Genomic DNA, 16,046 nt, shown 5'->3' on the forward strand with positions numbered 1-16,046 from the left:
CATAGAAAAAACACCTCCGTATGATTCATTTTAAATGAATTCAACGAAAGTGTTTTTATTTTATTCCCACTAATTGGGGTCAGTTCATAGTTCACCTAAGGCTTGTTTATTTTTATCTATGGGGTATTTTTCACATTATATTATTGGCAGTGAATAGTGCCGACCCTTCGGTAATTGCACTCGCCGAAGACTACAGGCTGAGGCAGTGCCCGCAAAAAGCGTGCACAAAAAACTGCCAACAAAGTCGATAGTTTGTTGACACTCTGAAACAGAATTAATGTCCTCTTAGTTTTTTCAATACGTTTAACAGAAACAACTACTTAAATTCTGCTTTTTACTATTATATTGCACAAATGATATTTAATATAACCCCCGCCCTTCACATTTTAATTATTTTTACTATTGATATGTATATTAACTTCAAAAATCACTTAATTGCACATGTCACAGCTAATAAAATACCATTGTTATGTTTTCATATTTACTAAAATTTAACGTTAACTTACAGTTAAATTTAAAATTTTTCGCTATATTAGGACTATAGTACGATGTTCAAAACGAGTAACTGCGTTATATTATGTTTAACTTGCAACAACTTATTTTCATACGGAGGTAGCGTTATGAATAAATTATTACAATCTTTATCAGCTATAGGTGTGTCAGCCACACTAGTGACACCTAATTTAAGTGCAGAAGCAACTGAAAATACTATTCCTGAAATTAAAGGGGCAACGGACACAATTGTCGAAAAAGGTAACGACTACAATGTGTTAAAAGGTATTCGTGCTTATGATAAAGAAGATGGTGATCTTACAGACAAAATTACTGTAAACGGACATGTAGATACAAATAAATCAGGAAAGTACAAAATTGAATATCAAGTAGAAGATTCTAATGGAGCAGTAGATAAATCAACACGTTACATTGAAGTAAAATAATATACATAACTATGTTTAACCAACCCTAATTGATAACAGTTATCACTGTTGACCACTATATTTATTAAATATGTCTAATTATGACACTTTTCACAAAATGTACACATAATTTTAACAAATCTTTCAACCCCCACCAGACGTTGTTTCTGTTGGGGTTGTTTTAATTTTACAATTTTTTTTTTGCTACAAACACTTGTAAATATCGCGTAATATCTTAAAATTGATGTTAAGCCCTACAATTGTAGTATTAGGAGGTCAAAAAAGTGTCAAAATTTAAGTCTTTGCTTCTACTCTTTGGCTCACTAATTTTACTTAGTGGTTGTTCAAACGTAGAAGTTTTAAACCCAAAAGGGCCAATGGCAAGTGATTCGAAGTTCTTGATTATCTATTCAATCATCTTCATGCTTGTTATTATGGCGGTAGTACTCATCATGTTCGCTTATTTCTTATTTAAATACCGCTTAAGAAATAATGATGAGTCAGGTAAAATGCATCACAATTCATTAATAGAGTTTATCTGGTTCGTTATCCCAGTCATCATTGTTATTGCATTAGCAATTCCAACGGTCAAATCGCTTTATCAATATGAAGAAAAACCAGAGAAAAAGGATGACCCAATAGTTATTTATGCAACTAGTGCCGGTTACAAATGGTTCTTCAGTTATCCTGAAGAAAAAATCGAAACAGTTAATCATTTAACTATTCCGAAAGATCGTCCTGTTGTCTTCAAACTTCAATCAATGGATATGATGACAAGTTTCTGGATTCCACAACTTGGTGGTCAGAAATATGCAATGACTGGCATGACAATGGATTGGACAATGACTGCAAGTGAAACAGGTACGTTCCGTGGACGTAACTCAAACTTCAATGGTGAAGGTTTCGCACGTCAAGTATTTGATGTTCATTCTGTAAGCCAATCAGACTTCAAGGATTGGGTTAAAGATGCTCAAAGTAAAAAAGTATTAGATCAAGATACTTTTGATAAGCAACTTTTACCTACTACTGAAAACAAAGAACTTACTTTCAGTGGTACTCATATGGCATTTGTCGATCCAGCAGCTGATCCTGAGTATATCTTCTATGCTTACGATCGCTATAATTACGTTCAAAAAGATCCAAACTTCAATTCTAAAGAAGAACTTACAGAAGATATTTTAGATGAACCGGATCAACCGAAACGTAAACCACAAATCTCAAATGCAAACTATGAGCGTCATGGAATGAAAGCCATGATCTTAGGTAACGACGAGCCATATAATAATGAGTTCAAGGAAGAAGAATCTCATAATATGGATGAAATGGAAAAACTCAGCGAAGGAAGTAAAGATAATAAAGCTTCTGAGCTAGAGAAAAATGACCAGGAACATGGAGGTGGACATTAATGAATTTTCCATGGGATCAATTACTGGTACAAGGTAACTGGATGATAACAATGGGACAAATCGGTGCCCCATTCATGGTTATCGGTGTAATTGCAGTAATCACATATTTTAAATTGTGGAAATATCTATATAGAGAATGGTTCACATCTATCGACCATAAAAAGATTGGTGCGATGTACTTAATCTGTGCCGTATTAATGTTTATTCGTGGTGGTATCGATGCGTTATTAATGCGTACTCAATTAGCAATTCCAGATAACAAATTCTTGGAATCAAACCACTATAACGAAATCTTTAGTACACACGGCGTAATCATGATTATTTTCATGGCAATGCCTTTCATTTTCGGATTATGGAATGTGATCGTACCATTACAAATTGGTGCACGCGATGTTGCATTCCCTATTCTTAACAACGTAAGTTTTTGGCTATTCTTCTCAGGTATGTTGTTATTCAACCTTTCATTTATCGTAGGTGGATCACCTGCAGCAGGTTGGACTAACTACGCACCATTAGCTGGAGAATTTAGTCCAGGTCCAGGCGTCAATTATTACTTAATTGCAATTCAAATTTCAGGTATTGGTACATTAATGACAGGTATTAACTTCTTCGTTACTATCCTCAGATGTAAAACACCTACAATGAAATTTATGGAAATGCCTATGTTCACTGTGACTACATTTATCACAGCTCTTATTGTAATTTTGGCATTCCCTGTACTAACAGTTGCGTTAGCGCTATTCACAACTGATAGAATCTTTGACACGGCATTCTTCACAGTTGCGGATGGTGGTATGCCAATGCTTTGGGCAAACTTCTTCTGGGTATGGGGGCACCCTGAGGTATATATTGTTATTTTGCCAGCATTCGGTATTTATTCAGAAATTATACCTACTTTTGCACGTAAACGATTATTTGGACATCAAAGTATGGTTTGGGCAACAGCAGGTATTGCATTCTTAAGTTTCTTAGTTTGGGTTCACCATTTCTTCACAATGGGTAATGGTGCCTTAATCAACTCATTCTTCTCAATCACAACGATGTTGATTGGTATACCGACCGGGGTTAAATTATTTAACTGGTTGTTCACATTGTATCAAGGTCGAATTACATTTGAATCACCGATGTTATTCGCCCTAGCGTTTATTCCTAACTTCTTATTAGGAGGAGTTACTGGTGTCATGTTAGCGATGGCCGCTGCTGACTACCAATATCACAATACGTATTTCTTAGTGGCACACTTCCACTATACGTTAGTTGCTGGTGTTGTGTTCGCCTGTCTCGGTGCACTGATATTCTGGTATCCTAAGATGGTTGGTTATAAATTGAACGAAACATTAAATAAATGGTGTTTCTGGTTCTTTATGATTGGCTTTAACGTATGTTTCTTACCACAATTCGTACTTGGTTTAGATGGTATGCCACGTCGTTTATACACTTATATGCCAGAAGATGGTTGGTGGATGTTAAACTTAATCTCAACTATCGGTGCAGTACTTATGGCAATTGGTTTCGCTTTCTTAGTAGTAAGTATTGTTTACAGTCACTTCACTTCTCCAAGAGAAGCAACTGGTGATAACTGGAATGGTTTAGGTCGTACTTTAGAATGGGCTACAGCTTCTGCTATGCCTCCTAAATATAACTTTGCAATCACTCCAGATTGGAATGACTACGACACATTTGTAAACATGAAAGAACATGGTCGCCATTATTTAGACAACCATAATTACTCAGAAATCCATATGCCAAACAATACACCTGTTGGTTTCTGGATGGGTATCTTCTTTACAATTGGTGGATTCTTCTTAGTCTTTGAAACAATATTACCAGCGATTTTATGTTTAATCGGTATCTTCGGTACTATGATTTATAGAAGTTTCCAAATCGATCACGGTTATCATATTCCTGTTTCTGAAGTAGAAGAAACAGAAGCTAGACTACGTGAAGCACGTAAAAAAGAAAGGGAGGCTGTAAGTCATGAGTCATGATGTAAATACAATTGATGCACGTTCGCATGAAGGTAATTTAAATAAACTTGGCTTTTGGATTTTCCTTACAGCTGAATTTTCACTTTTTGGTACGTTATTTGCAGCGTTATTAACATTGCAATATGGTGGCGACTACGCTGGTAAAATGACTACTGAATTGTTTGAATTACCATTAGTATTAATAATGACTTTTGCGTTATTAATCAGCTCATATACTTGTGGTATTGCCATTTACTATATGAGAAAAGAGAAACAAAAATTAATGATGATTTGGATGATTATCACTGTATTGCTAGGTGCAATCTTCGTAGGTTTTGAAATTTATGAGTTCGCACACTATGCACATGAAGGTGTTAATCCTACAATCGGTTCTTATTGGTCAAGTTTCTTTATTTTATTAGGTACGCACGGTGCCCACGTTTCACTAGGTATCGTCTGGATTATTTGTTTATTAATTCAAATAGGTATGCGTGGCTTAAATGAAGATAATGCACCTAAATTATTTATAGTTAGTTTATACTGGCACTTCTTAGATGTTGTATGGATCTTCATCTTTACTGCCGTATATATGATAGGGATGGTGTTTAGTGGATGAATACAATAGTTAAGCATACAGTAGGCTTTATCGCCTCAATCGTTTTGACCATATTAGCAGTTTTCGTGACACTTTACACATCAATGACTTTAAATGCAAAGATTACAATTATATTTGGCTTTGCTTTTATTCAAGCAGCAGTGCAGTTACTAATGTTCATGCATTTAACTGAAGGTAAAGACGGTAATCTTCAAGGTTTCAAAGTAATCTTCGCGATTATTATCACTTTAATTACTGTTATTGGTACTTACTGGGTAATGCAAGGTGGACATTCAAGTCACTTATAAGTGTCAAAAAAGACTTCTCTTCGGAGAAGTCTTTTTTTTATTTAATTATTACTTGTCTCCCCTATGATTATGAGCAATTGCCATTATTGTAATGGCTTGTATTAGTAATTTTACGTTAGTCCCTATTATAATGGTAATAGGTTTAAATTTGGAACGGAGGTTTAATTATGAAGCACCCTATTATTATAGATACTGACCCTGGCATTGATGATGCAGCAGCTATCAGTATTGCCCTAAATCATCCTGATTTGGATGTTAAAATGTTGACCACTGTAAATGGGAATGTAGGCATTGAAAAAACAACAGCAAATGCATTGAAACTTACACAATTTTTTAATAGTAATGTTCCCGTACATCGAGGTGCATCACATCCTTTACTGTCTGACATATTCAGTGCCAGTAGTGTCCACGGCGAATCTGGAATGGATGGTTACGAGTTCCAAGAAGTAGACGCATCAACATTGTCTTCTCATAATGCAGTTGCAGCAATGTATGACCTACTTATCAATAGTAAAGAACCCATCACACTCATTCCGATTGGACCATTAACCAACATTGCTTTGTTATTAACTACATATCCCGAAGTGAAAACACAGATTAAAGAAATTATTTTAATGGGAGGCAGTGCCGGCCGTGGCAATGTCACACCATTAGCAGAATTTAATATTTATTGCGACCCTGAAGCTGCTCATATTGTGTTTAATTCAGGATTACCTTTGACGATGGTCGGTTTAGATGTAGCACGTAGTTCGACTTTAATACATGCCAAATTAGAGAAACTGAAAAGTTTAAATGATACAGGACGTATGTTGCATCAATTATTTTCACATTATCGTGGAGATGATTTTGAATATGGTATTAACATTTATGATGCATATACCATTTTATATTTATTACATCCTGAACTTTTTCAAATTGTAGAAGCTCGCGTAGATATCGAAACAACTGGGGAATTAACTAGAGGGGCTACTGTTACAGATTTAAAATCTGCATATCCTAATTGCACTGTCGTTATGGGGATTGAAACAGACATTTTCGAAAAAATCTTCTTTGACGCTTTAACATATTGTAAGTAAAACTCACACAATCTCATAATGGTATCTGCTCATTCAGATAATATTTTAAGGCTGGAATAACATTATTCCAGCCTTTTAGTATGTCTTTCCTGTTTTATTATAATTGTGATTTTCCTGTTTTAAGTAATGCTTAAAAATATGTTTTAACATTGACTCATTAGTCAAATGGGGTTGTTCATAATTTGTACCCATGACAATGATATAGCGATCGTTAAAATATACTGTAAACACTTGGCCATAAAAACCGCCATTGATGCGATTTTTATCAGGGAAACTATAATAACCAAATCTATATGCTTTAGGATATCGAGAAGTCATACTTTCTTTAATAAATGGTAATGTTTCAACAGCAGAAAATATTTTATTGTGTTGTAAATTTAAAATGAGCTGCGCCATATCATATGGAGCCATAAATAAATTACCTGCACCATAATATTGGTTTAGAAAGCGCGGTTGTTGTTTCACTGGTTTTTGATTAACTTGTTTATATCCGATTGCCATATTGTGTGCTAAATTATGATCATTGTAAAAAGCTGTAAATTTTAAATCATTTGGTTGCATTATCATTTGTTTAAATGCTTGTTCGTATGATTGGTGAGTAATCACCTCAATCAAATGTGCTAATACAATATAATTACCATCATTGTATTGTGGCTTTTTATAGAGTTTAGGATTAATACCTCTACGTTGTATTGCCTGTGTAGCTTCTTGAATTGACGTAACATGTTCAGAGGGCTGATATTTAAACAAACCACTTTGATGTAACATTAAATCATTGCTGTTTAATGGATAAATGGTTTGAAACCATGGTATATATTGTGTCAGCGAAGCCTCCATATTAATTTGCTTTGCAATAGCTAACTGTTTTAACATTAGCCCTGTTAAAAATTTTTGACTTGACCCGATTAAATACATCGTATTAGCGTCATTAGGTTGTAATGTATCAAAATTTTTCATACCATAACCTTTATTTAATTTTAACTCTCCCTCTTGCATAATCGTAATGGTGCCATTGAAGTTTACTGATTCTAAATAGTCATTAATTTGTGTATACACTTTATTAGTTGTATCCATTGTCGTGTTCATACGCACTACTTTATTTGTTTTTCTAGTGGTGTTATGGCTGTTGGTCGGTATTGTTTTCTTTGTAGCTTCATTGAAAAGGTACTTATATAGATAAGTACCTCCCAAAGTTAATACTACCAACATCACAAAAGTTGTTAATCCAATAAGTAGTTTATGTTGTTTTATTTTCTTTTACCTTCCTTGTAACTTTGTACTATCAATCTACATATTTAGCTATAAATTGATCCTCAATTGCTGTAATGTTGTCGACATTTAAAGAGAAATAAAGTTTAATTTTAGGTTCTGTACCTGACGGTCTCAGCGCAATAAAACCTTCATCAAAAATAAATCTTAGTAAATTTGTTTTAGGTAAAGACAGGCTTTGTACCGACTGTTCCGTTATATTTGTTACTATACCTTGTTGATAATCTTCAACACGTTTAACTGTTAATCCGCACATCTCAGTTGGTAAAGTTGTATCTGTTCTAAATTGATTCATAATAGCATTGATTTTGTTAACCCCTGCTGCTCCCTCATAACTTAATGCCACTGTCTTATCTTTGAATTGTCCAATATTTTGATAAATATCATTAATTACATTGTTAAATGTCAGTCCATTTTGTGCTAATAAATTTTTATATTTAATAATTAATGGCACAATTTGAATAGCATCTTTATCACGAGAAATAGATTCAGCTAAATAACCATGACTCTCTTCAAAGGCTAGCAATAATTTTTCTTCTTCCGCATCTTTTTCTTCCAATAATTCTGAAATGTATTTAAAACCAGTTAACACATTATTAATTTCGACATCGAGTAACTGTCCTAGTCTTTCAGCTAATTCACTCGTGACAATTGATTTAACTATATATAATGGTTGATTTGAATCAGCGAGATCTTGAAATCTTAATTTCATTAACATTAAACCTATCTCATTACCATTGAAATAACGGTATGAACCATCTTCATAAACTTCAACAATGCCCAGTCGGTCAGCGTCAGGATCAGTAGCAATAACTAAATTTGCATTGCTTTCTTGTGCTAAGCTAATTCCCCTTTCAAAAGCCTCAACTTCTTCGGGATTGGCACTTTTTACAGTCGGAAATCCGCCATCTGGTTGCGATTGTTCTTTTTCAATAACGTAATTTGTATAGTCTAATCCAGTCAAAATATTTTCTAAAATAGGTAAACTTGTACCATGTAAACTTGTTAATACTACTTTTTCATTATTATATTCTATTTTATCTATCAACTTTGTGACAGCTTTAATATAACTTTCAGTTACTGTATCATCTAAATACTGTATCTTTTGATTTGCTTTAAGTTCTGAAAAATCTGGTTTAGTTAGCTCTAGCGGCTTATCAATAGCATCTATATAACTACTCAATGTTGTCGATTCCTCAGGTAATAATTGTCCTCCGGCATCATTATAAACCTTAATGCCATTATAATTTTTAGGATTATGACTAGCTGTTATCATAACACCGGCAGTAGCATTTAAATGTCTAACTGCAAATGATAATTCAGGTGTAGACTTATAACTCGCTGCCAATATGACTTGTACACCATTAGCTGCTAAAATACCTGCCATTTCTTCAGAAAATTCTTTTGACAAATATCGAGTATCAAAATGAATAACCACTGATGGTGTTGCATGTTGTGCAGTCAAGAATTGTGCTAGCCCTAGTGCTACTTTACGTACAGTAAAAGCATTCAATTTTCCTGGACCTATACCAAATGTACTCCTGATGCCTGCAGTTCCAAATGATAGTGTACTATTAAAACCATATTCAACTTCCTCTTCCGATTGCGTTTCATAAAATGGTTTTACTAAACTTTCATCTAACTTCTCAATCCATTGTTGTTTCATTAGTATAATTCCTCCTGCGCCGCGTTTATATTTTAACTTCCTTTGAATATATATCTACTTTCCACACTACTGAAAACATTAAACAGTATAGCTAAAAATTCCTACCAAAGTTTTAGCGAATGAGTAATGACGTTACACATATTAATTATAGCTGAAATTCATGAAAAAAGTATAGTCAATGGTGCTCAAGTAATGATCATATTTCACTATGCAATGCGCACACTTTAATGAAACATAGTTGATATTTTTCTCTCAAAGTAATAAAATATTACCTTATAGTACATTTTAATATTTACATTTTTTTAATACAATTTACAATCGCAACATTTTTTATTAACATCTATATTTGTACAAATTATAAAATAAAGTGGGAGAAAAATAATGAATAAACTTTTTAAATACCTTTTGATTCTACTTTCATTAGGACTTGTCGTTATTCCAGTTATTTATACTATTATGTTATTTAAAGCCTCTCAAGGCGCAATTGACGATTCATTTAATGGAAGTGACTCGAACCGTAAATCTAATTTACGAGATTCCAAAGTCAATCCATCAAAAGATCCAGTATCGATCTTATTTTTGGGTATCGATGAGAATGAACAACGTAAAAAAAATGGCCAAAGCGCATCCAAATCTCGTACGGATGCCATGATTTTTTCAACTTTAAATCCAGATACTCAACAACTAAGAATGTTAAGTATCCCACGTGATACAATTAGTTATATTCCAAAAATGGGATATTATGATAAAATTACACATGCTCATGCTTTTGGTGGTCCTATTGCGTCAATGGACGCAGTTGAAGGCACTTTAAATGTGCCTGTAGACTATTACGTACGTATTAATATGGAGGCTTTTGTTGATGCAGTCAATGAACTTGATGGTATTTACTATGACGTACCATATAATTTAAATGAACCAAATACTGACGATACAGGTAAAATTAAAGTTAAAAAAGGTTATCAAAAATTAAATGGTGATGAAGCATTAGCTGTTGCACGTACACGTCACAATGACTCCGATTTAAAACGTGGTCAACGACAAATGGAATTAATAAAACTACTTATTGCCAAAGCACAAAAGCAAAATTCTTTCAGTAAACTTGACGACGTCATTAAAATAGTCGGCAATAACTCAAAACATAATTTAAGTTCGGATGAAGTTAAATCATTAGCTACAACATACCTAAAAAGTAATTTAGATATTGAAACAACTCAACTTGAAGGTGAAGATGATTACTTAAACAACGTCTATTATTATAATCCTGACATAAACAGCATTATGAAAACATCGAATTTGTTGAGAAAAGATTTAGATTTACCTAAAATTGAAGATGCAGACAAGTTCTTAAATCAACGAGTGACTGATTTTTATGGTACACTCGTACCACAAACTGAAATTGATCAAAGTTTATTAAGAAAAAATCAACAAGATTCATCACAAAGTGAAGATGAATCAAACGATGAGTCAAATACAAATCAACAACAAAATGATACTCAAAACATGGATCCAAATATGCAACAAGATGATAGTCAAAACTCCGATCAGAATATGCAACAGGATAATAGTCAAAATATGGATCCAAACATGCAACAAAATGGCAATAACCAATCAGGACAATCAAATGAAACTCAAAATAATGATCAAATGGCACCTTCCGCTGATACGAACCAATCAAACCAAATGCCTACTGGTCAGTATTAAAGAAAGGAGCACATAATATGTCACGCAAAACATATGATAAACTGGCCCACATCAATGGGATGTTTAATATGTTAGAACAACAGATTATTCATAGTAAAGATATGGCATTATTTAGAAATGAATTTTTTTATGTTAATCATGCACATAGAGAAAATTATGAAGCCTTGCGCATCTATTATAAAGAAAGTGATGTAAACCCTGTTGTTGATGGTGCTTGTTACATTGTTGCTTTACCTGAAATATTTGATAAAGTGGATGTGTTCGAATCTGAATTACCTTTCACTTGGGTCTATGACCAAAACGGTATAACTGAAACAATGAAACAAATCAGTGTCCCTATTCAATATCTAATAGCAGCAGCTTTAGAAGTTACAGACGTTAATCTGTTTAAACCTTCTGGTTTTACTATGGGCATGAATAATTGGAACATTGCACAAATGCGTATATTTTGGCAATATAGTGCTATAGTACGTAAAGAAGCACAATAAATGTATGATTACTACCCTATCTTAGTTTAGCTTTGATAGGGTTTTATTTATAAGAAATGAGGGATACTATGTTCAAAATAATAACAACAGAAGCAGAAAAACAAGATGCTTTTGATATTAGAAAGGAAGTTTTTGTAAAAGAACAAGGCGTACCAGTCGAAAATGAATTAGATGATTATGACGCAATTGCAACACATATTATTGGCTATAATTACAATCAACAGCCTTTTGCTACTGCACGCTTCAGACAATATGAACAAGGGGTAAAAATCGAAAGAGTAGCCATTCATCCTGCATTTAGAAAATCTGGTTATGGAAAAAAATTAATGCAATTCGTCGAAAAATCGGCCGCACAACAAGGTTATACAAAACTTATTTTAAATGCGCAACTACACGCGAAGTTATTTTACTCTTCTTTGGGGTATAACAGTGTCGGAGACATTTTTTATGAGGAAGAAATAAAACATGTCAAAATGGTCAAATCAATATAATAGCGCAATACTAATTATTATTACTATTCTATGCAACCATTGTAATATTTATTATATGTAATTAACATAAATCTATTGTAATTACGCGTTTTCATAGAAGTTTACAATATTATTGCACATTACTATTATATTACAAATTAATGAAAAATGACCCTCTAAGACTTTTGACGTATTATAATGAAAACAAATTTATACATAAAGGAGTAGTTTCATGCAAAAGAAAAAGTTTAATTATAAAGCACCTTCTATTATTGCTCTGACACTTGCAGGAACAGCTTTAACTACACATCACGCTCAAGCTTCTGAGAAAACACAGGATCAAACTACAAATAAAAATATTTTAGATGACAACAGCACAGTTAAACAAGCTGAGCAGACAAAGTCAGAAGTAAGTAACCCTACGACAAACGTTTCGGGTACACAAGCTTATAAAGACCCATCTGTTGTAGAAGAAACTCAAAATGAAGCAACTTCCACTTACGATGCCAAATTAGACGAGTTAACAAATGAAGATTCGGCACAAAATAATGAGGCAACTACAGAGCAACAAGTTGACAACACAGATACAGCGAATACTGATAACGATGGTTCATCAGCGAACAGTGCACAATCAACTGATACTCAATATGACGATCAAGCTAGTGCTCAAGATCAAAACAGTTCAGCTGAAGCTAGTCAACAAGATGATGCTGCTTCAAATACTGACTCTGACGCTAAGTATGATGTTAATGCTCAAGCTGACGACCAAGCTAAAGATAATATGACTGAGAAAGCACAACAAGACACTGCTACTTCTGATAACAGTGACGCACAAGTAAGTGCTCAAGATCAAAATAGTTCAGCTGAAGCTAGTCAACAAGATGATATTACATCAACTACTGGCTCTAACGCTAAGTATGATGTTAATGCTCAAGCCGACGACCAAGCTAAAGATAATACGGCTGATAAAGCACAACAAGATAAAGTCGATAATGACGCAACAGCTCAAAATGAAACGACTAATGTTAGTGACGTACAAGCACAAAATTCAGATGAAACATCAGTAACAGATGGTCAATCCTCTGAAGACTTACCACAAGATGATCAAACACCAGTAGCAACTGCTACTCAAAATCGCAGTGTCCAAGATGATACTGATAAGACTACAGCTGCTACGAATGAATCGGTAAACAATGATGTTGAAAGTAATACATTAACTACAGAAACTGCAAACGACGATGTTGAAAACAATACATTGACTACGGAAGCTACAAACGAACAACAAGTAGAACCTAGAACAATGCGTTTAGAATCAGCACCAAAAATGCGTAGTTTTGCTGCAACTTCTACATCAGATGATAATAATACTACTGTGAAACGTGAGGCTGGTGACTTACCTAAATACCAACCTACTGTAGATTCAAGCGTAAATGATTATATTAGAGAACAAAATTTCACTGCACCAAATTATGAATCAGATATAGCTGATTATTTACCACAATATGATTATCGTAATGGTGCTCCTGAAGGTATCGTCTTACATGATACAGCAAATGATAATTCAACTATTGAAGGCGAAATTAATTATATGAAAAACAATTATAATAACGCCTTTGTTCATGCTTATGTCGATGGTGACCGCATTATCGAAACTGCAAATACAGACTACTTATCTTGGGGCGGTGGTCCAGTAGCCAATGAAAGATATATCCAAGTAGAATTAGTTCACACGCATACACCAGAAGATTTCGCACGTTCAATGAACAATTACGCTGATTACGCAGCAACAAATCTACGTTATTACGGCTTATCACCTGACAGTGCTGAATATGATGGTCAAGGTACTGTATGGACACATAAAGCAGTTAGTAACTATTTAGGTGGAACAGATCATACCGATCCACATGATTACTTAGCTCGCAATAATTATAGCTATGATGAACTTTACGACTTAATCAATGAAAAGTATCTCATTCAAACTGGTCAAGTAGCTGATTGGGGAGAAAGTGGTTCAAGCGATTCAGGCGATACAAGTGAGAACGATGATAATACTAACGATACAGAAACACCTTCTACTAATGACGAATTAACAGTAAATGAATTAACAGATAAGCAAGGTACTGTGAAAGAAAATAACAATGGTGTATACACTTCTGTATATGATGAAAAAGGTGTTCAAAAATCATACGTCAATGGCACAACTTATGATTTAACGAAAGAAGCTAAATTAGGTGATAAATCATTCTATTTAATCGCTGATCAAAAATCAAAAGATAGTATCGGTTGGATGCAGACTGGTGACATCACAGTCAAACAAGATGAAAATACTACAACTGACAAGTTAACAGTAAGTGAATTAGAAAATACACGTGGTACTGTGAGGGAAAATAACAATGGTGTGTACACTTCTGTATATGACAAACAAGGTGTTCAAAAATCATATGTTAATGGCACAACATACGACCTAACTAAAAAAGCAGACTATGGTGATAAATCATTCTATTTAATTACTGATCAAAAATCAAAAGATAATCTCGGTTGGATGCAAACTGGTGATATTGTAATACAGCAAAGTGCAACTAAAGAAGCAACAACAGAAGCAACTAAAGAAACAACACCAAGAACAGCCAACACAAATACGCAAAATACTGCGACACAAACAGCAACTAAAAATGTTAAACAACTGGGTCAATTTACTACAGAAAAACCTGAAATTAAAACATCTGTAAATGGTAATACAGCGTTAAATAGTACAAAATATGCTAATAAAACATTTACAGTTGGTAAACAACGTACTCAAGGTGATAACACGTATGTCTTGATTCAAAATAATAAAGACAATACGCCTATTGGCTGGGTGAATTCAAAAGATATTAATACACGTAATTTAAGCCAATCTGCAGCAAAAAGTGGTAATTACACAGTTAAACCAACAAATAATGGTCTATATGCTGTTCCGTGGGGTTCAAAAGCTCAAAAATTAGATGATTTAAATAATTTACAACAAAATGATTTTAAAGCATCTAAATCGTTACATGTAGATAAAGACGAATATGTTTATGGTATTGTCAATAATAAAACTGGTTGGATTGCTGCTAACGACTTAAATGCAAAACACCACCCTACTGCTACTAATGAAGCAAGTAATAAAGATGATAATACTAATGCTTCAGATGATGCAGTTGAGAGTCGCTATGATTATGTTATTTACAACAAAGACGGTTATTACTATAACGATCCATACGGTAAAGCAAGTGGCTCATTAAGTGATTACAATGAAGGCATTTTTACAAGCTATAAAAAATTAGTAATTGATGGTGTTACTTGGTACTACGGTAAATTAGCTAATGGCGAAATGGTATGGATTAAGGAAACTGATTTACGTAAAGAGCTTATTAAGTATTACAGCACAGGCCAAACTTTAGATGAAGCTGCTTTAGCTCAATATAATCTTAAATTCAAACCTCAAGTACAACACACACCAGGTGAATGGGAAGATGCAAATCTAGGTGAAATCAAATATGCCATGGATTCTAGCCGTATTGCCAATGATGAAACACAAAAATATCAATTTTTACGCCTAGACAAATCACAAAATATTGATGCGAACCGTATAAATGAATTACTTGATGGTAAAGGCATCTTAGAAGGTCAAGGTGAAGCGTTTAGTGAAGCTGCTAAAACTTACAATATCAACGAAGTATATTTAGTATCACATGCGTTACTTGAAACTGGAAACGGAACTTCTGAGCTTGCAAATGGCGGCGACGTTGTTGATGATGAAGTTACAACTGATGGACCAAACAAATATTATAATATGTTTGGCATTGGTGCTGTAGATCATGACGCTGTCAAACAAGGATTTACACGTGCCAAAGAAGAAGGTTGGGATACAGTTAAGAAAGCCATTGTCGGTGGTGCTAAATTCATTGCTAACTCATATATCAACCAAGGTCAAAACACATTATATAAAATGCGTTGGAACCCAGAAAATCCAGGCGATCATCAATATGCCACTGATATTTCATGGGCAGAGAAAAATGCAACTCGTATTAAAAACTTCTATGACACTATGGGTGAAGTCGGCAAATATTTTGACGTAAACACTTACACAAAATAAATTAAATACTAAAAACGTAGACAAACTTTAGGTGATAGAGGCGCTGAACCCTTAGAATGA

The 16,046-nt window shown here is 33.9% G+C and carries 12 protein-coding genes; 10 read left to right on the plus strand and 2 right to left on the minus strand.

The genetic code is table 11. The features are described 5' to 3' along the window. Positions 1 to 620: 620 nt before the first annotated feature. The 6 genes from KA845_RS12385 to rihC all read left to right on the plus strand — a co-directional run bounded on the left by KA845_RS12385 (position 621) and on the right by rihC (position 6,269). Entirely contained in the window at positions 621 to 938 is a 318-nt protein-coding gene (locus tag KA845_RS12385; protein WP_002510109.1) for an immunoglobulin-like domain-containing protein, read from the plus strand. Positions 939 to 1,201: 263 nt separating this feature from the next. Continuing rightward, on the plus strand, positions 1,202 to 2,323 hold the full coding sequence (gene qoxA, locus KA845_RS12390) for a cytochrome aa3 quinol oxidase subunit II (RefSeq protein ID WP_002510110.1): 1,122 nt from the start codon (positions 1,202 to 1,204) through the stop codon (positions 2,321 to 2,323). Continuing rightward, positions 2,323 to 4,311 carry a cytochrome aa3 quinol oxidase subunit I gene (gene qoxB / locus KA845_RS12395; RefSeq protein WP_002510111.1) on the plus strand — a complete coding sequence of 663 codons (1,989 nt, stop codon included), beginning with the start codon at positions 2,323 to 2,325 and terminating at the stop codon, positions 4,309 to 4,311. The genes qoxA and qoxB overlap by 1 nt, the downstream gene beginning before the upstream one ends. After that, complete coding sequence (qoxC, locus tag KA845_RS12400) at positions 4,301 to 4,906, plus strand: cytochrome aa3 quinol oxidase subunit III (protein WP_002510112.1); 606 nt, start codon at positions 4,301 to 4,303, stop codon at positions 4,904 to 4,906. Before qoxB ends, qoxC begins: the two co-directional genes overlap by 11 nt. Continuing rightward, positions 4,903 to 5,193: a cytochrome aa3 quinol oxidase subunit IV gene (gene qoxD / locus KA845_RS12405; protein WP_021459248.1), complete on the plus strand. Its 291-nt coding sequence runs from the start codon at positions 4,903 to 4,905 to the stop codon at positions 5,191 to 5,193. The genes qoxC and qoxD overlap by 4 nt, the downstream gene beginning before the upstream one ends. Before the next feature lie 167 nt (positions 5,194 to 5,360). Then, complete coding sequence (gene rihC / locus KA845_RS12410; RefSeq protein WP_002510114.1) at positions 5,361 to 6,269, plus strand: ribonucleoside hydrolase RihC; 909 nt, start codon at positions 5,361 to 5,363, stop codon at positions 6,267 to 6,269. A 75-nt stretch (positions 6,270 to 6,344) separates the two neighbouring features. Here rihC and KA845_RS12415 read toward each other — a convergent pair whose 3' ends face one another. Both KA845_RS12415 and KA845_RS12420 read right to left on the minus strand, forming a co-directional pair. Next, on the minus strand, positions 6,345 to 7,478 hold the full coding sequence (locus tag KA845_RS12415) for a serine hydrolase domain-containing protein (protein ID WP_100218112.1): 1,134 nt from the start codon (positions 7,476 to 7,478) through the stop codon (positions 6,345 to 6,347). A gap of 73 nt (positions 7,479 to 7,551) precedes the next feature. Beyond that, entirely contained in the window at positions 7,552 to 9,204 is a 1,653-nt protein-coding gene (locus KA845_RS12420) for a phospho-sugar mutase (RefSeq protein ID WP_021459249.1), read from the minus strand. Between the two features lie 381 nt (positions 9,205 to 9,585). Between KA845_RS12420 and KA845_RS12425 the strand changes: the two genes are divergently transcribed. The 4 genes from KA845_RS12425 to KA845_RS12440 all read left to right on the plus strand — a co-directional run bounded on the left by KA845_RS12425 (position 9,586) and on the right by KA845_RS12440 (position 15,986). Next, positions 9,586 to 10,908, plus strand: a complete 1,323-nt coding sequence (locus KA845_RS12425) for an LCP family protein (RefSeq protein WP_210128154.1) — start codon at positions 9,586 to 9,588, stop codon at positions 10,906 to 10,908. 17 nt (positions 10,909 to 10,925) lie between these two features. Then, entirely contained in the window at positions 10,926 to 11,396 is a 471-nt protein-coding gene (locus tag KA845_RS12430) for a DUF2538 family protein (RefSeq protein ID WP_142019732.1), read from the plus strand. Between the two features lie 68 nt (positions 11,397 to 11,464). Then, positions 11,465 to 11,887, plus strand: coding sequence for a GNAT family N-acetyltransferase (locus tag KA845_RS12435; protein WP_210128156.1), 423 nt, complete (start codon positions 11,465 to 11,467; stop codon positions 11,885 to 11,887). Positions 11,888 to 12,098: 211 nt separating this feature from the next. Beyond that, positions 12,099 to 15,986, plus strand: a complete 3,888-nt coding sequence (locus tag KA845_RS12440) for a glucosaminidase domain-containing protein (RefSeq protein WP_210128158.1) — start codon at positions 12,099 to 12,101, stop codon at positions 15,984 to 15,986. The last annotated feature ends 60 nt before the right edge of the window (positions 15,987 to 16,046 follow it).

Source organism: Staphylococcus sp. GDX8P114P-2 (assembly GCF_017892945.1).
GTDB lineage: Bacteria > Bacillota > Bacilli > Staphylococcales > Staphylococcaceae > Staphylococcus > Staphylococcus arlettae.

Coding starts and splice junctions, on each gene's coding strand:
- KA845_RS12385 (WP_002510109.1), top strand. CDS start 621: ATGAATAAATTATTACAATCTTTATCAGCTATAGGTGTGTCAGCCACA.
- qoxB (WP_002510111.1), top strand. CDS start 2,323: ATGAATTTTCCATGGGATCAATTACTGGTACAAGGTAACTGGATGATA.
- qoxC (WP_002510112.1), top strand. CDS start 4,301: ATGAGTCATGATGTAAATACAATTGATGCACGTTCGCATGAAGGTAAT.
- qoxD (WP_021459248.1), top strand. CDS start 4,903: ATGAATACAATAGTTAAGCATACAGTAGGCTTTATCGCCTCAATCGTT.
- rihC (WP_002510114.1), top strand. CDS start 5,361: ATGAAGCACCCTATTATTATAGATACTGACCCTGGCATTGATGATGCA.
- KA845_RS12415 (WP_100218112.1), bottom strand. CDS start 7,478: ATGTTGGTAGTATTAACTTTGGGAGGTACTTATCTATATAAGTACCTT.
- KA845_RS12420 (WP_021459249.1), bottom strand. CDS start 9,204: ATGAAACAACAATGGATTGAGAAGTTAGATGAAAGTTTAGTAAAACCA.
- KA845_RS12425 (WP_210128154.1), top strand. CDS start 9,586: ATGAATAAACTTTTTAAATACCTTTTGATTCTACTTTCATTAGGACTT.
- KA845_RS12430 (WP_142019732.1), top strand. CDS start 10,926: ATGTCACGCAAAACATATGATAAACTGGCCCACATCAATGGGATGTTT.
- KA845_RS12435 (WP_210128156.1), top strand. CDS start 11,465: ATGTTCAAAATAATAACAACAGAAGCAGAAAAACAAGATGCTTTTGAT.
- KA845_RS12440 (WP_210128158.1), top strand. CDS start 12,099: ATGCAAAAGAAAAAGTTTAATTATAAAGCACCTTCTATTATTGCTCTG.